This window comes from uncultured Methanobrevibacter sp. (assembly GCF_900314615.1).
GTDB lineage: Archaea > Methanobacteriota > Methanobacteria > Methanobacteriales > Methanobacteriaceae > Methanocatella.
The window spans coordinates 1-16,730 of sequence record NZ_OMWA01000033.1 but is presented as its reverse complement, the minus strand read 5'-3'; the positions used below and the strand labels follow the sequence as shown (position 1 = coordinate 16,730).

Sequence of the window (16,730 nt, the reverse complement as noted above, 5' to 3'; positions counted from 1 at the left end):
AGGAACTGGGGGGATAGCACGGTAATCCTACTTTCGTGGGAAAGTACCAGCCCGTGAAGTAAGAATCCTCGACCTCTTACAGGTCGAGGTAGTTCAATATGCTGCTAACGGAACAGGATTTGTTACTGTTATTGAAGAGCCTGATGTTCCGGGCAATAATACAGTTCCTGTAGATCCAGTAGACCCAGTATATCTTGAAAATAAATCTGCTGTTACACATAAACATGTTGCAATTAAAACTGACGATAAAGCAACTGGTAATCCGATAATCGCATTGATTATGGTTTTAGCTCTTTTAGGTTTAAGCATTAAAAGAAGAAACTAAAATTAAACACGATTAGGAGTTTTTAAAACTCCTCTTTTTTTTTATATTTTAACGATTTTTTAAAAATAATTCTGCTCATTTTATCAATAATTTTTAATTCAATTATATTGTTTTTACGGATAATAATTTTAATATTATTGAGAATTATTATGATTTATTTTTAGGCTAACTTTAATATTTTAATATCATTGGCTAATTTTTAATTATAATGGTTGTTACATGTACATCATAATTAAATCATTTGCAATTTTCGATGAAAAATAGTTGATTTGATATGTGGAGTATTTGAATTTGAGTTAAAAATGAGTGTTGAATAAAAAAGAGATTAAACGAATAATTTTTAAAATTATTCGGATTCGTCTTGTTCTTCTTTCTGTTTTTCTTTTAGGTTTTCAATCCCGATAATCATAATTTACCTCCTTAATTTTTTTAAGCTTCAATTGAATATTTGTTTTAATAGTATATAAATATTTAGGCATGCCTAAATTTTTTATTCTTTATATAATCTAAATGAAGTTAAAAAAATTCATAACTATTCAATAAAACTATAATGTTATATCTGAAAAAATGCAATAACTATTTAAAAAGCAAAATGAAAATTTATATAAGTATATCAAACAGGTTGAAAATATGAATGAAACAACTAAGATTTTAACTATACAGGATTTGTCCTGTTTCGGGCAATGTTCAATAACTGTTGCTCTGCCGGTCGTTTCCGCTTTCGGAATAGAAACAGCAGTTCTTCCCTCAGCGGTTTTATCCACACATACTTCAGGTTTTACTGATTATACTGTAAGGGATCTGACAGATGACCTTCCGGATATCAGAAAACACTGGGAAAGTGAAGGCATTTATTTTGATGCAGTCTACACTGGATTTATTGCATCCGCCGAACAGATGGATTATATTAAAGATATCATTGATTCCAGACTGAAGGATGGGGGAAATGTATTTGTTGACCCTGCAATGGCTGATTTCGGCGAATTCTACAACGGCTTTGACCAGGATTTTGCAGACAGGATGGGTGAGCTTTGCAAGCTTGGAGATTATATTCTGCCTAACACTACTGAGGCATGCTTTATATTGCACAGGCCATGGAAGGAACACTTCACCAAAGAAGAAATGATTGAAATGGCCGAGGAGCTTCAGAATTTCACAAAAAGATATGTAATTCTTAAGGGTTATCAAAACGATTCAAACGAGATGGGAATGATTGTTCTGGATAAAAAGACATCTTCAATTGAGATTGTCTACAATGACAAGATAGATTATGTCTCCCACGGAACCGGTGATGTTTTTGCTTCATCTTTTGTAGGTTCGGTAATGGTCGGCAAATCACCTGTTCAGGCTGCTAAAATTGCTGGAGAATTTACAAAAAAGGCAGTTGAAAAGACAATTGGTGATAAAAAACATAAATACGGTGTTAAATTCGAACAAGCAATTCCTGAACTTCAGGACTTGCTGAAAACCTTTTAACATTATATTTTTTTAATTCTTTTTTATTTGATATTTCACTAATTTTAAAATTATAAAATTTAGGCATGCCTAAAAATTTAAATAGTTCTTTTCCCTATTATTATATAATTACAAATAACTCATGGAGGAAAACTTATGAATTTAGAAGGTGTAGAAAAGACAATGCTTTTGACATTATTTGCAAAAGCTCAGCATTCACAAAAAAAGAACCACAGATTTTTCGATCAAAAAGCAATAGATGTAATATCACAAATAGATTACGATTTTAGCGTCGCAGACAAGGACAGGTTCATGAAATATGGGGTAATATCTAGAACAATAGTGCTTGATGAAATGGTTTCAGACTATATTGACAAAAATCCTCTGCAACAATTGTCAATATCGGTTCCGGAATGGATACCAGATTCAACAGACTTGACAACGGACTTATAAGATGGTACAATATCGATTTGGAAAATTCAGCAAATTTCAGACTTCAATATATAGAAGATAATGAAAGAGTCACAACTCTTGCATACTCAGCAATGGATCCTGCATGGGCCAATGAGATTAAAATAGAAAGCGGAAATTTGTTATTCATAATCGAAGGTCTTTCAATGTATCTTACAGAAAAAGACAATAAGGATATACTGAAAATCATCGCTGACAATTTCAGACGCTACACTGTATTTGTTGAAATAATGCCTCCTGTATCAGTTGAAAACGTAACTGAAAAATCAGTGGAGGACTGATTCCAAGTTCATATGGGGCGTTCAAAAAGGAAGTGAGCTTGTAAAGCTTAATTCTGCTTTCAGATGGATACGTGATGTTAATCTTTTTGACGGCATGAACAAGTTCAAACCTGCTTTCAGGCTCTTCACATGGCTGCCATTTCTAAGACGAAAAATGGACTATATTGCTGTTTTGGAAAAATAGCTTTCATAATCCTTTTTCTAATTTTTTTTTAAATCTATCAATTTTTAATATACTTTTTTTAACTATAACATAAAAATATAATATTAATACACATTTTTTGAGGTCTTTTAATATGAATATTTTAATATCTAATGATGATGGAGTATTTGCACCTGGAATTTTGGCAGCAAAACAGGCAGTGGAAGACCTGGCAGACGTTACTGTTGTGGCTCCGGATAAAAACAACAGCAGTGTAGGTCGCCGTCTTACATTATTCAAACACCTGAAAATTGAATCCTGCGAGCTTGAAGATAAAAGCAGAGCATATTCAGTATCAGGAAGTCCTGCAGACAGTGTTGTAGTCGGGGCAAAATACGTAATGGATGAAAAACCTGACCTTGTCATAAGCGGTATAAATCAGGGAGTTAACATCAGCTGTGATATAACATCATCCGGAACAGTATGTGCTGCATTCGAAGCGGTCAGTCTGGGAATTCCAGCAATAGCCGTGTCACTTTTCATGGACCCTAAAACATCATACAAAAGGGATGAAAAAGGCGAATGGCATATAGATTATAATTTTGATTTGACAAAAAAGGTTCTGCATGATCTGGTAGCCAAAATAATCGATGAAGGATTTCCTGAAGGAGTTGATCTCTTTAATCTGAATGTGCCTTCCAATTATGAATCAGAAGATGTTAAACTGACACATCTCTCCCATAAGATGCTTGACAAAAAGGTCATTGACAATACAGACACAGAAAAGGAAGAAATATTCAAATATCCTCTTGATGATAACGATTCTGGTGATGATTTGATAATGATTACGCCTGACCTTGTCAGCGAATATGATGAGGGAAGTGATGGATATGCACTGCTTGTTGAAAAAAGACCAAGTCTGACACCATTAAATGTAAATATGACCTCAAAAGAACTGAAAGACTGGTAAGATATAATAACAATAACCAATAAAAATTAAAAATAATATGTTTGTTGATAAATCCGAAAAGCTTTCCTATAAATACACAGGCAGTGTTCCGAAAGGATATGATGTATCTGAAATTCAGTATACATTTGATTTTATATATCTAGTTTTAAAGAGTCAATCAAGCATTGACGATGCAGTTCGTGATGTAGCCAATAAATACGGATTGTCTGAGGTGTATTTAAATGACTATCTGCTTGAAAACAAATACTTGCTTAATAAAACCAGCAAAATTGCATTTTCAGCACAGATTCAAAAATACAATACCAAATCCCTTAAAAAGATTCTGAAAAAACACGGCCTTAAAAAATCCGGAAAACGTGAGGTACTGGAAGATAGAATCTTTAAAAACAATCTGCTTGGAGACAATATAGTACTTTCTTCAAAATCCAAAGTATTCTATAAAAACAAAAAAAGAAGAATAAACATTTACAATAAACATTTGATTGATTTTTATTACTTCAATGAATTCAATGAGTTTTATATGGATAACTACAGAAAAAAACTGGCTAAAATTCCTGTTGAATTCATTAAAATACATATCCGCAGGGCATATGAAGATGAAAACCATGAAAGATATGTTCTCAATACTCACATCATGGCGGAGCACTTTTTAAAAAAGGAAAAATATGTGAAAATGCTTGAGTATGAACTTAAAAACTTCTGCATGAACCTGAATCCCGTATGGAAAATAGATGATTTGAAAAATCATGAGGGGTTGCTGCTGGACACATATGATAATCTCCGCTTCTTAAATGAGCATTTAAGCAAAAATACAATTATTTCAACATTCTATCTGGTCTGGGATTCATTTAATTTTGAAAGGATAATCGTATCAAAATATGATGGATACAGATGCCTTAAAGACATTCTGAATATGAAGGATTACGACCATATCAACAATGATTTAAACAGCAGATTCTATAAAAATGAAGATTTAAAGATTAAAAAAATCGCTCAAAAAACATTATTTGACTTTTAAATATCACTACTACTGATTATTATGCCGCAAACTACATTAGACGCCAGAACAAGAAATCTGATTTTAATACTGTTTTTGATAGGGGTGTTTATGGGCTCACTTGACACCGGAATAATCGGTCCCGTGCTTCCGTCAATAGAACAGACTTTTAATCTCACAAGCAGGGAATCAAGCTGGATATTTACACTTTTTGTAATTGCATTCATGATAGGCTCACCTATTATGGCAAAGTTTTCAGATTTTTACGGCCGTAAAAAGATTTTCATTCTTGATGTGCTGTTTTTTGCTGTTGGTTCTGCGCTTATTGCATTTTCAGCAAATATGGAAATGATTCTGATTGGAAGAGTAATACAGGGCTTTGGATGCGGAGGAATATTTCCTGTAGGAGGGGCATTCATCGGCGATGCATTTCCACTTGAAGAGCGAGGAAGGGCATTGGGAATTTTAGGAAGTGTATTTGGAATTTCTGCCATTGGAGGACCTTTGGTTGGCGCTGCACTGATTCCTTTCGGATGGCACTGGTGTTTTACAATCAATATTCCTATTGCAGTTTTCATTATTGTATTTGCAGCATATATTCTTCCGGATATGGAAAATGAAAGAAAGCTTAAAATCGATTATCCGGGAATTGTACTTTTAAGTCTTCTTGCGGTATTTCTCTCATACGGTTTAAATCAGATTGATTCAAATAATTTTGTAAATAGTGTTTTATCGCTAAATGTAGCTCCGTTTCTTGTAATGTTTATTATTCTGCTGCCTGTTTTTGTAATGGTTGAAAAAAGGGCAGAAGAATCCATTGTAGCAATACATCTTTTGAAAAATAAGGAAATAACAATTGCATGCATTGAGACTCTGGCTTATGGTCTGATTTATTCTTCAGTAATTTTCATCCCTTCACTGGTAATTATTTCAATGGGTTTAAATGATCAGATGGCAAGTCTGATGCTTATTCCGATTTTGGGAGCCAATGCAGTAGCAGCTCCAGTTATAGGAAGGATTCTTGATACAGTTGGTTCACGTATGATTATGGCAGCCGGAACCATAATACTGGCCGTCGGTTTAATAGTCATTGCATTGTATCCTGATAATTTCATATTGTTTATAGTTGCAGGCTGTCTGGCAGGTGTAGGTATGGTTACAATCATAGGAGCTCCTTTAAGGTACATTGTTTTAAGTGAAGCAAAATCCCATGAAAGGGGTGCCGGTCAGGCTATCGTCAATATGCTTTCAAGTGTTGGACAGTTAATAGGTGGTGCATTAATAGGTGGTGTTATCGCTTCATTTTCAGGAATATTCGGATATAAAACAAGTCTCATTTTAGCTTCGGTTGTTTCTGTTATCGCATTTATATTTACATTGAAACTGAAGTCTCGTGATGAGCAGATTCAAACCATGAAAGAAAATGCCTGATTGAAATAATTAATCTGGTTGATTTTGCGGTCAACCAAATCAAATTTAATTTTAAAACTATTGATTTAATTTATCTCTTTTTACTTTAACGTCAAGGATATTGAAAATTAATTTTATTTTTAAATGGGGATATACATCAAACTCTTTTTAAATTCAATTTTTATTTAAAAATAGCTGACGTTAAAGTTAAAAAAATACTGATTTTTAAATATGTATCAATTATATGACATTCGGCATTGAATAATTAACATATTTTTTACATTTTTTTTAAACTATCGAAAGATTTATATATAATTATATTAAAATTATTAATCGGAAGGAAACTTCCTTCCGACTATGTATTTAAGTAAGTCCATTTTTTTATGGATTTTCTACTCAAAAGATGAAGTGAAAAAATGTCAGCAAAAGATAAAAAATTAGACCAAATAATTAAAACAATCGAAGTAAACGATATAAAATTCCTTAAACTGGAATTTTCAGATATACATGGGTTACCGAAAAGTATGGCAGTACCACTCAAAAAAGCTGATGACGTTGAGGATATTGTAAACGACGGACTGCTTTTTGACGGTTCATCTGTTGCAGGATTAGCTTCAATCAATGACAGTGACCTTCTGGCAAAACCCGACATTGACACATTCTCAACAATTCCATGGAGACCTGAATCAAAAGGTACAAGCAGGTTTATATGTGATATTTTCACTACAGATGGAAAACCATATGACGGTGATCCAAGAGGAGTACTTAAAAAATCATTACAGTTAGCTGAAAAAAGAGGATATCAGTTCAATATGGGTCCTGAACCTGAATTTTTCATCATAAAAGGGGATGAAGACGGAAACTACGTCCCTGCAGATGAAGCAGAATACTTTGATGTTGAACCATTGGATCAGGGTACTGATATCAGAAGGGAAATCGTTTTAGGACTTGAAAAACTTGACTTCAATGTGGAAGTAAGCCACCACGAAGTTGCAGCAGGCCAGCACGAAGTTGACTTCAAATATGCAGATGCTTTAAAAACAGCAGATGCTGTAATTACATTTAAAGAAGCAGTAAAAGCACTTGTAAACAAACTAGGTTTTAAAGCAACATTCATGCCGAAACCTTTCATGGGAATCAACGGTAGCGGAATGCACTGTAACCAGAGTCTTTTCAAAAACGGTGAAAACATATTCTACGACCCTGACGGAGAAAATCAAATCTCACAGGAAGCATTATACTTCATCGGAGGATTACTTGAACATGCACCTGCATTGTCATCAATTCTCTCACCGACAGTCAACTCCTACAAACGTTTAGTACCAGGTTATGAAGCACCATGCTACATAGCTTACGGATTTAAAAACAGATCAACATTATTAAGAATCCCTGCATCTAGAGGACTGGGAACAAGAATTGAATGCAGATCCGCTGACCCGTCATGTAACCCGTACCTTGCATTTGCAGTACTTCTTGAAGCTGGTCTTGACGGTATGGACAATAAGATTGACCCTGGTGAACCTACTGAAGAAAACCTTTTTGCATACACTGAAGATGAAATTGCAGAAAAAGGAATCAGTAGCCTTCCAACAAGTTTATGGGAAGCATATCATTCACTTGAAGAGGATGAAGTTGTTAAAAACGCTTTAGGTGAAAAAGTATTCAATCAGTTCTACGCTATCAAAAGAGCAGAATGGGATGCTTACAGGATACAGGTATTTGATTATGAAAGGGATGAATACTTAAACGTATAATCAGTATCATACATTGGTGGTCAGATTTAACGGTTTGAGACTGCCAATAAATCTTAATTTTTTGGAGGTTAAATTAAAACAAAATTATTTTTAAAGGCATATGGAATTTAGTGAGTAAGAATTATTATTAAGGCATATGGTAATTTCATGATTATTTAAAAGGCATATGAAATGTTATTCGCCGATTATTTTTATTTGGAGGTAAAAAAATGTGCGGAATAGCAGGGGTAATATACAAGGATAAAAAATCACACCCAATAGGAAAAGCACTGACATCAATGCTTGAATCCCTACAGCACAGGGGACCTGATTCAGCAGGTTATTCGTTATACGGCAGTTTGGATTTTCCAGAAAATTATTATCAACTAAACATTGAAGTAAAAAGAAGACGAGGTACACTAGACAACTTAAAATCATTATTAACACAGATAAGTCCGATATTTGATGAACAGCTTATAAAATCAGTAGGTGACTCAGACGTATACAAATGCAAAATTGCACTGGATGAATATTCCCTTCTAAAACCATGCATCAGAGAAATTGACGAACTTGAAAACGTAAGAGTCATTAACGGATCACATTCATTTGAAATGATTAAGGATGTCGGTAAAGTAAAAGACATTGCAAAGCGATTTGACGTTGAAAGCAGAATGGGAACACATGGAATAGGACATACCCGTTTTGCAACAGAAAGCGGTGTGGACAGATACCATGCACACCCTTATCAAAGCTACATCATACCTGACATTACAGTAGTCCACAACGGCCAGATTACAAACTACTGGAAAATAAGAGACCCTCTTGAAAGGAAAGGTCATACTTTTGAATCGTTCAATGATACGGAATGCATTGTCCATTATATGGCTGATAAACTCAACCAGGGCTATAAGCTTGAAGAGGCACTTGACCAGGCAGTAATTGACCTTGACGGACCTTTTTCAATACTTGTCGGAACACCTGACGGTATTGGAATTGCAAAAGACAAGCTTGGATTAAGGCCGGGAGTAATGGTTGAAACCGATGAAATATTTGCAATCGCTTCTGAAGAAATGGCACTGCATGATGTAACTGATTCAGACAACATTGAACAGATTGCTCCGGGAGAAACCAGGGCATACACCATATAGGGAGAGTTTTTTCATGAAAGAATATGTTATTGATGCTAAAGAAATGAGTGAAAAGGAACTTAACCGTATCATAAAAAAACAGGCCGCAGTTCATGACAGACTCATAATAAACAATCCCGAATCAAGACACAACATCTGTGCAGGTTTATGTGAAGATGTTGAAATAGAAATCAACGGATCTGCAGGATATTTTGTCGCAACCATGGTTAACGGACCTCACATACATATCAAAGGTAATGCAGGATGGTTTGCAGGAGACAACATGACAAGCGGTGAGCTTATAATAGAAGGAACTGCAGGTGACGGTGCAGGTCAGGGAATATATGGTGGAACAGTAATAGTTAAAGGAAACACCGGTTCAAGAACAGGAGAAATCATGAAAGGCGGTACCGTAATAATTGACGGAAACAGTGGATTCATGACCGGACTTCTGATGATGGGCGGAACACTGATTATACTTGGTGACGTTACTGATGATGTAGGCGAGTCCATCATGAGAGGAACAATATATGTTCTTGGAGATGTCAAAAGCCTTGGAAAAAATGCAGTCATGGTTGAATCTACAGCAGATGACAAAAAACATCTAAAAGAAACTTTAACCGAATACGGTTTTGATTTAACAGACAGTGAATATTCAAACTTTAAAAAAATCGTTAATAGGAGCTGAAAAAATGAGTGAAAAAAGAATAGCTATGGTCGGAACACCATGTGAAATAATGGCTGCATCTAAACTCCAGCATTATACAGACAGCCCTATTGATGTTAAACTGGGCCTTTTCTGTATGGAAAACTTCTCATACAAATACTTTGTAAATTTTCTAAAGGAATATGGCCTGAAAATGGAGGATATCGAAAAGTTCCAGATAGACAAAGGATTCATCTCCTTGCTTTTGAAAACCAAAGAGACAGTAAAAATTCCACTGTCTGTTGCCAAAAGAATCATCAGAAAAAACTGCAATGTCTGTGTTGAACTTACATCTGAAACATCAGACATATCCATAGGTTCTATCGGGTCAGATAACGGCTGGTCAACACTGATTGTTCGAACAAGAAAAGGTCAGGAAATAATTGACGGTGCAATTGAAGATAAATTCATTGAAGCAAATGAGCTTTCAGATTCAAACTTTGAACTTTTAACAAGAATTGCCGGCTCTAAAATCAGCAAAAATCTTGAATATGTTGAAAGAAGAGAGTTTCTTGCACGTCCTGTATTGTATCAGAGGGAAAAATCTGACGATTCAATCGCAGATGAAGTGGCACTTTCCCAGTTTATGGATTTGAAATCAAATGTCATTGACGTTGGAGCATGTGTGCTTTGCGGTGCATGTGAATATGCATGTCCTGAAAATCTCATCACAATCGATGATACAAAACCGATAATGAGAGGGCAATGCACAGATGACTGTCATGCATGCTTTGCAGTGTGTCCTAGAACATTCATACCATGCAATCTGAGAAATGACAATTCAAAACCGATTGGAGATTATATTAAAGTGCTTACAGTCAAATCACTTAAGCATTCCCAGGGTCAGGACGGATCAATCGTTACAACACTTCTAGACTATCTTCTAACCAAAGGCATCATAACTGAAGCGCTGATTGTAGATAAAAAGGATGAACTTGCATGGAAACCTTATGCAAAACTGACAGATGAAATAGATGAAGTTGTAAAATCCGGAGGAACAAAATATTCAGTGTGTCCGGTTTTCAAACCGCTAAAAGAGGAGGTTAACTAATGTCATTTACTGTTGAGAGAAAAATAGAAATCTGCAAACAGAGCAATGACCGGCCGGGATGCTGCTGGTATTTATGTGACAATCCTAAAAAATCAGCATGTAAAAACTGTTATAGCTGCTATTCAAACTGTCCTCACGATGTATATGAGGTAATCAATGATGAACCTCTTCCGATACATCAGGAAAACTGTGTGGGATGTAAAATCTGTGAAGAGATGTGTCCTACACATGCTATATATGTAAGGCCTCTTGTAGATGAAGGAAGAGGTGTCTGGTCAAACTCAACAATGGTTGAAATAAAACGTAAAAGCCAGACAGGTTCATATAAAGTTAGGGGATGTGGACTAACACGTAAAATTCCTACATTTGATGATTTAAGCATACTTCCTGCACAGGTATCACGACCTCCGATTGACTCCTACAGGGAAACATGCAAAACTTCAGTGGTTTTAGGTGACAGATTTGCTGAAAATCCGATAGAAATAGACACTCCTATAATGATTGGGGCAATGTCTTTTGGTGCATTAAGCAAAGAGGCAAAAATAGCACTGGCAATCGGAAGCAGTAAAGTGGGAACTATTACCAACACCGGTGAAGGAGGAATGCTTCCCGAAGAAAGGCATTACGCCGACAAGCTCATCGCACAGTATGCATCAGGTCGTTTCGGTGTTTCAGCAGAATATTTAAATAATGCGGAAGCAGTTGAGATAAAAATAGGTCAGGGTGCAAAATCAGGTATGGGAGGACACCTTCTGGCCCATAAGGTAACAGCAGAAGTTGCAAGAGTTCGTAATATTCCGGAAGGGACATCAGCATTAAGTCCTGCAAGACACATGGACATAGTAGGTCCTGAAGATTTGGGAATGAAAATCGACCAGCTAAGGGAAATTACAGACTGGAAAATACCTATCATTGTCAAATTTGCATCAGGAAGAGTTGAACAGGACGTTAAAATCGCTGCAAAGGCAGGTGCGGATATGATTGTTGTTGATGGTATGCAGGGAGGAACCGGTGCAAGTCCTGAAGTGGTTACAGAACATGCGGGTATTCCAACAATAGAAGCAATCGTCAAGGCAGATGACGCTTTAAAGGAAATCAATTTAAGAAGTGAAGTGAGCCTTGTTGCTGCAGGAGGAATCCGGTCAGGTGCCGATGTTGCAAAAGCAATAGCTCTAGGTGCTGATGCAGTATATGTAGCTACATCCGCACTGATATCCATAGGATGTAAAGTATGCCAGTCATGTTCTGAAGGAATATGTCCGAAAGGAATTGCAACACAGGACAGGGTGCTTAGAAGAAGACTTGATCCTATAAGAAAAGGCCAGCAGGTTGCAAACTATATTGAAGCAATGACACAGGAGGTATCCTCACTGACTCAGCAGGCAGGTAATACTGATATAGAAAATCTTGAACGGGAAGATCTGGTCTCACTGACCATGGAAGCCTGCGAGCTGACAGGAGTACCGATGGTAAGCAAACAGCATTAAAATTAAGGAGATGTTATTATGGCTGCGTTTGACAGAATCAAATCAGGAATTCCGGGACTTGACAGTGCTCTAGACAATATCCGTCTGGGGGATAATGTTGTATGGAACGTTACAAACCTCAACGAGTTTTCATACTTTGTAAACCCATATATCAGACAGGCAAAAGAAGATAAAAGAAACTTGATATACATCCGCTTTGCAAATCACCCTCCACTGATAGAGATGAGCGATGATGATTTCAGGCTTCTTGAAGCCGAACAGGACAATCCCGACACAGAATTTGCAATGATTGAACGTGACGGCATCAGGATATATATGGTAAATCCATATAATCAGTTTGAGACATTTACCCTTGAAGTCCACAGAATCATAGAAAAGGAAGGATACGATGCATTCTATGTCTTTGACTGTCTAAGTGACCTTCAGGCTGTCTGGTCAACAGATTTGATGATGGGAAACTTCTTTAAGGTAACATGTCCATTTCTGTTTTCACTTGATACTGTGGCATACTTCCCGATTATACGTGGAAGACATTCCTATGATGCAATAGCCAAAATCCGTGAAACAACACAGCTTTTCCTTAACGTTTACTCCAGTTCTCCGGAAGAGGTCTACGTTTCACCATTGAAGGTATGGAACAGATACTCCCAGACAATGTTTTTAGGCCATAAGTTCAATCCTGTAACCGGTCTTGTAAAGGCTCTTCAGGACGGTCAGGAAGTAAGCAGATACTACAAGACAATCAATGACTCAGATAAGTATCAGAACGGTCAGATACTGGACAGCTGGGAGAGGTACATGCTTCAGGTGAGAATGAAGTATAGTGAAGGCGAAAATATCGATGATGAGTGCGATAAGATTTGTGAGCTCATGATGACCAAAGATGAAAAGATGCTTTCTAAAATCAAGGAATATTTCACATTCGAGGATTACACTACCATATACGACCGACGGGTGGGAAGCGGACTTGTAGGAGGTAAATCCTGTGGTATGCTTCTTGCAAGAAAAATCATCGAAAAGAATTGCCCTGAAATTTACAGCAATATATTCGAGCCTGACGATTCATTCTATATTGGTTCCGATTTGTTCTACACATATATAGTCTCCAATGACCTTTGGGATTTAAGGGTAAAGCAGAGAACAAAGGACGGATATTACAAATACGGAAAAGAACTGGAAGAAGCACTTAAAAACGGAACATTTTCCGATGAAATAAAAAAGGAATTCATACATATCTTGGACTATTTCGGACAGAATCCTATTATTGTACGCTCAAGCAGTTTTCTTGAAGACGGATACGGAAACGCATTTGCAGGAAAATACGAATCAGTATTCTGTGTCAACAGGGGATCTCTTGAAGAGCGTCTTGAAGCATTTGAAGAGGCAGTTAAAATAGTATATTCAAGTACCATGAACATTTCCGCTCTCGAGTATAGGAAACTCAACGGCCTTGATGATACCGATGAGCAGATGGCACTTCTTGTACAAAGGGTTTCAGGTTCCTATTACGGAGACTATCTCTTCCCGACTGCAGCAGGCGTGGGATTTTCATACAGTCCATATTCTCCACTTCCCGATATGGACAACAGCAAAGGAATGCTCAGACTTGTAATGGGTCTTGGAACAAAAGCTGTTGACAGGACCAAAAAGGACTATCCGAGAATCATAAATCTGGACAGGCCTGAAGTTACAATGGCAAAGGACATCAAGGAAAAGCACAGATACTCACAGCACTATCTTGACGTGATTGATTTGAAAAATATATCTCTTCATGACGTTGCTGTAGATGAAGGGCTTGACGTTATTCCAAGATATGCAAAAAAAGTTCTTGTAGAACATGACAAGGAAGCCGAAAGGATGTTTCGTGACCGTGGGCAGCGTCGTGAAATAGTATTTGTCAACTGTGAAGGAATTGTCAAAAACACTAAATTCATTGATGTGATGAAGGAAATTCTCAATACTTTGGAGACTGCATATGACTATCCGGTCGATATAGAATACACTGTAAATGTAGGTGAGGACAACTCTTTCAACATTAATCTTTTACAGTGCAGACCTCTGCAGGTTTCAACAAACAATGAAGCCATTGAAATGCCTGAAGATAAAAACGTATTCTTCCATATCAGGGAATCCTCAATGGGAATGTCACGAAAAAATAAGGTAGATGCAATATGTTATGTTGATCCCCACAGGTATTATGAATATCCATATGCACAGAAAAGTTCACTCTCACGGGTAATCAGTGACGTTAACGCATACTGCAGGGATAAGAGAAAAACTGCAATTCTCATAGTTCCCGGAAGAATAGGCACATCTTCACCGGAGCTTGGAATTCCTGTGGTGTTTGCAGATATCAGCCACTTTACGGCAATTCTTGAAGAGGCCTACAGTGAAGTTGGATACATGCCTGAGCTTTCCTTTGGAAGCCATATGTTCCAGGATCTTGTGGAAGCTGAAATATACTATGGGGCTCTGTTTGAAAATGAGAAGAAAATTGAATTCAACAGGGACATGCTCTATGAACATGATAACATCCTAAAGGATATCAATCCGAATCTGAGTGATGAGATATATGAGATGGTGCAGGTAATAGAATTTGAAGGAGATGCAGCAGAGTTCTATCATGATATGAACAGGGATGAAACAATGTGCATCTTCAAATGATTATAATGAATTAAATTCATTATATTTAGGGCAGGCGGGTGGGACATATGCCTTTTTATTTGCAATAATTTTTTTAAAAAAAAAGATTTTTCAAATAAAAACAAACCGTATGACAAAATTCCAATGTGATTAACGACCCTGATTCAGGGTTGTTTTTCACATTTTTAAAAATAATTTTTAACAGTTTAATAGATTATTCAACTTATTTTACAAAACATATTTATATGTTTATAGTTAAAATAAACATTAACAATAATTTTAATTATTGTTCAATAAAGGTGAAAAAATGAATGCAAAAAAAATATTAGTTTGCTTTTTATTTTAATCGCTGTTGTAGCTACATTAAGCTTTGTATCAGCTGAACCTAAATTCAATACACCAAACGGTTTTACAGCAGATGATTCACAAAAAGTGGTAAATAAAGCATCTGACTTTTCAGGAGTCAGCGCTCAAATGAACAGAACAGTTTTAGTAAACGGTGATAAAAACATTACTGTTGACACATTCCTTCCAGAAAAAGGTGTTGACTTATCTCCATCTGGAAATACAGTAATGAAAAATGTCAGTGGCGTTGAAGGTCTTTATACTGAAAAAGACGGACGTTTCATTTTCGTTTACTCATCTGATAATCAGTTTGTACAAGTTGATGCACCAAGTGTAGAATTATTAGAACAAGTAGTAGCTAAATAAGCTCATACTTTTTCTTTTTTATTTTTTTAATTTAAATCGCACCATTAAATTTAAATAGTCTTTTTGCCAAGTATAATTATATTACATTTTTTTTTAAGTGATTTGAATGGACAAAAGGACAGTATTTTCAGTTGTATTTTTCATAGTGATGTTGATAATTGCCTTTGCAATTGTTCACAACTCTCCTGTTCCATACGGTTCAAAATATCATCTTGCGCAACCAAGGGATGTTGATGTAGGAGGATTGAATTTCACAGTATCCTGGGGATTTCTTGAAGATGACAATGAAACCGAAATCAGCCAGAGTGAAATTTCAAATCACAAAGTCATAAAATATGAAAAGACATTCCATCAAAATAATCTGCTGCTTTTGTCGATAAGCGTTTTGGAATCTGATGATTGTATTGATTTGGATGATATTAATGACGGAAGCTGGCAGCAGAAATCCATAAACGGTGTCGATGGACTGTTTAAAACAGAACCTGTAAACTACGGCACATGGAACAAGACATTTGATAGATACTGTTTTTCCTATATGAAAGAGGGCAGGATTGTTATGTTAAAGTGCGATAAAATGAATATTATTGAAGAGATTGTAGAGTGAATGGTTAAAATTGCCTGTAGATGGTTGTTAAATTAAAAAAAGAGTGAATGGAGATAAATCTCCTGTTTCACTAATCATATGGTCCGTCATTATCATAGTAATCATCATAATAATACTCTCTTTCACCATCTTCATCAATGTAATATGCATTAGAAGGAGTTGAATTTGATGCTACATTCTGGCTTGTTGTGTTTGTAACAGAAGTATTTGATGTGTTTTTTATAATTTTAGTGTCTGCAGGTTTTGTATTTTTTCCCTGTGTTAGGAATAATCCTACGCCTATTGCTGCAACTAAGATTACGATTACTGCGATAACTGCAATTGTCTTTTTGTCTATATTTTTTACCTCCTATATTTCTATTGATTTTTAACTGTATATATAACTTATTAAAAAAGTTTCAAATTTAAAGCTATTTTAAGTTTTTTTTTGAATATTTGATTAAAAATAAAATATTTTTTATATTTTTATTAAACTTTTTATGGGCTATTAAAATAAATATTACTTTTGAAAATGGTAGTTTTTATCTTAATAATGCAAGAATACCACAACTTCTGTAAGTTGTGGATGAATTGTAAGTTGGGTATTCTATTTTTTTATTAACTTTTAAATAGTTTTT

At 35.8% G+C, this 16,730-nt stretch carries 15 protein-coding genes; 14 read left to right on the top strand and 1 reads right to left on the bottom strand.

Going from position 1 to position 16,730, the window contains the following annotated elements; translation table 11 throughout:
* Positions 1-93: 93 nt before the first annotated feature.
* The gene (locus tag QZN33_RS10775; protein WP_296792340.1) at positions 94-309 is read right to left on the bottom strand and encodes a hypothetical protein; all 216 of its coding nucleotides are present in this window, start codon (positions 307-309) and stop codon (positions 94-96) included.
* Between the two features lie 646 nt (positions 310-955).
* On the opposite strand from QZN33_RS10775, the gene QZN33_RS10770 reads away from it, so the two are divergent.
* The 14 genes from QZN33_RS10770 (at position 956) to QZN33_RS10705 (ending at position 16,113) form a co-directional block, all read left to right on the top strand.
* Positions 956-1,801 carry a pyridoxamine kinase gene (locus QZN33_RS10770; protein ID WP_296792337.1) on the top strand — a complete coding sequence of 282 codons (846 nt, stop codon included), beginning with the start codon at positions 956-958 and terminating at the stop codon, positions 1,799-1,801.
* A gap of 135 nt (positions 1,802-1,936) precedes the next feature.
* A complete protein-coding gene (locus tag QZN33_RS10765; protein WP_296792335.1) occupies positions 1,937-2,233 on the top strand; it encodes a hypothetical protein in 297 nt (98 codons plus the stop codon).
* Positions 2,194-2,532, top strand: coding sequence for a hypothetical protein (locus QZN33_RS10760; RefSeq protein WP_296792331.1), 339 nt, complete (start codon positions 2,194-2,196; stop codon positions 2,530-2,532). Before QZN33_RS10765 ends, QZN33_RS10760 begins: the two co-directional genes overlap by 40 nt.
* 296 nt (positions 2,533-2,828) lie before the next feature.
* The gene (surE, locus tag QZN33_RS10755) at positions 2,829-3,644 is read left to right on the top strand and encodes a 5'/3'-nucleotidase SurE (RefSeq protein WP_296792328.1); all 816 of its coding nucleotides are present in this window, start codon (positions 2,829-2,831) and stop codon (positions 3,642-3,644) included.
* A 37-nt stretch (positions 3,645-3,681) separates the two neighbouring features.
* A complete protein-coding gene (locus tag QZN33_RS10750) occupies positions 3,682-4,662 on the top strand; it encodes an SAP domain-containing protein (RefSeq protein WP_296792325.1) in 981 nt (326 codons plus the stop codon).
* Positions 4,663-4,683: 21 nt separating this feature from the next.
* Positions 4,684-6,072 (top strand): MFS transporter, encoded by a 1,389-nt coding sequence (locus QZN33_RS10745; protein ID WP_296792322.1) that lies wholly within the window; start codon positions 4,684-4,686, stop codon positions 6,070-6,072.
* 395 nt (positions 6,073-6,467) lie between these two features.
* On the top strand, positions 6,468-7,805 hold the full coding sequence (gene glnA, locus QZN33_RS10740) for a type I glutamate--ammonia ligase (protein WP_296792319.1): 1,338 nt from the start codon (positions 6,468-6,470) through the stop codon (positions 7,803-7,805).
* A gap of 209 nt (positions 7,806-8,014) precedes the next feature.
* Positions 8,015-8,932 carry a glutamine amidotransferase gene (locus QZN33_RS10735; RefSeq protein ID WP_296792316.1) on the top strand — a complete coding sequence of 306 codons (918 nt, stop codon included), beginning with the start codon at positions 8,015-8,017 and terminating at the stop codon, positions 8,930-8,932.
* 13 nt (positions 8,933-8,945) lie between these two features.
* Positions 8,946-9,599: a GXGXG domain-containing protein gene (locus QZN33_RS10730; protein ID WP_296792312.1), complete on the top strand. Its 654-nt coding sequence runs from the start codon at positions 8,946-8,948 to the stop codon at positions 9,597-9,599.
* Between the two features lie 4 nt (positions 9,600-9,603).
* Positions 9,604-10,668: a Coenzyme F420 hydrogenase/dehydrogenase, beta subunit C-terminal domain gene (locus QZN33_RS10725; protein WP_296792310.1), complete on the top strand. Its 1,065-nt coding sequence runs from the start codon at positions 9,604-9,606 to the stop codon at positions 10,666-10,668.
* Complete coding sequence (locus QZN33_RS10720) at positions 10,668-12,155, top strand: glutamate synthase-related protein (protein ID WP_296792307.1); 1,488 nt, start codon at positions 10,668-10,670, stop codon at positions 12,153-12,155. The genes QZN33_RS10725 and QZN33_RS10720 overlap by 1 nt, the downstream gene beginning before the upstream one ends.
* An 18-nt stretch (positions 12,156-12,173) precedes the next feature.
* Positions 12,174-14,819 (top strand): PEP/pyruvate-binding domain-containing protein, encoded by a 2,646-nt coding sequence (locus QZN33_RS10715; RefSeq protein ID WP_296792304.1) that lies wholly within the window; start codon positions 12,174-12,176, stop codon positions 14,817-14,819.
* Between the two features lie 309 nt (positions 14,820-15,128).
* Positions 15,129-15,509, top strand: a complete 381-nt coding sequence (locus QZN33_RS10710; RefSeq protein ID WP_296792301.1) for a hypothetical protein — start codon at positions 15,129-15,131, stop codon at positions 15,507-15,509.
* A 106-nt stretch (positions 15,510-15,615) separates the two neighbouring features.
* Complete coding sequence (locus tag QZN33_RS10705; protein ID WP_296792297.1) at positions 15,616-16,113, top strand: hypothetical protein; 498 nt, start codon at positions 15,616-15,618, stop codon at positions 16,111-16,113.
* The last annotated feature ends 617 nt before the right edge of the window (positions 16,114-16,730 follow it).

What these genes read in the sequence shown, in the direction of transcription:
- QZN33_RS10765 (WP_296792335.1), top strand. Translation starts at nt 1,937, where the DNA reads ATGAATTTAGAAGGTGTAGAAAAGACAATGCTTTTGACATTATTTGCA.
- QZN33_RS10745 (WP_296792322.1), top strand. Translation starts at nt 4,684, where the DNA reads ATGCCGCAAACTACATTAGACGCCAGAACAAGAAATCTGATTTTAATA.
- QZN33_RS10760 (WP_296792331.1), top strand. Translation starts at nt 2,194, where the DNA reads ATGGATACCAGATTCAACAGACTTGACAACGGACTTATAAGATGGTAC.
- QZN33_RS10725 (WP_296792310.1), top strand. Translation starts at nt 9,604, where the DNA reads ATGAGTGAAAAAAGAATAGCTATGGTCGGAACACCATGTGAAATAATG.
- QZN33_RS10705 (WP_296792297.1), top strand. Translation starts at nt 15,616, where the DNA reads ATGGACAAAAGGACAGTATTTTCAGTTGTATTTTTCATAGTGATGTTG.
- QZN33_RS10775 (WP_296792340.1), bottom strand. Translation starts at nt 309, where the DNA reads ATGCTTAAACCTAAAAGAGCTAAAACCATAATCAATGCGATTATCGGA.
- glnA (WP_296792319.1), top strand. Translation starts at nt 6,468, where the DNA reads ATGTCAGCAAAAGATAAAAAATTAGACCAAATAATTAAAACAATCGAA.
- QZN33_RS10715 (WP_296792304.1), top strand. Translation starts at nt 12,174, where the DNA reads ATGGCTGCGTTTGACAGAATCAAATCAGGAATTCCGGGACTTGACAGT.
- QZN33_RS10730 (WP_296792312.1), top strand. Translation starts at nt 8,946, where the DNA reads ATGAAAGAATATGTTATTGATGCTAAAGAAATGAGTGAAAAGGAACTT.
- surE (WP_296792328.1), top strand. Translation starts at nt 2,829, where the DNA reads ATGAATATTTTAATATCTAATGATGATGGAGTATTTGCACCTGGAATT.
- QZN33_RS10735 (WP_296792316.1), top strand. Translation starts at nt 8,015, where the DNA reads ATGTGCGGAATAGCAGGGGTAATATACAAGGATAAAAAATCACACCCA.
- QZN33_RS10770 (WP_296792337.1), top strand. Translation starts at nt 956, where the DNA reads ATGAATGAAACAACTAAGATTTTAACTATACAGGATTTGTCCTGTTTC.
- QZN33_RS10720 (WP_296792307.1), top strand. Translation starts at nt 10,668, where the DNA reads ATGTCATTTACTGTTGAGAGAAAAATAGAAATCTGCAAACAGAGCAAT.
- QZN33_RS10750 (WP_296792325.1), top strand. Translation starts at nt 3,682, where the DNA reads ATGTTTGTTGATAAATCCGAAAAGCTTTCCTATAAATACACAGGCAGT.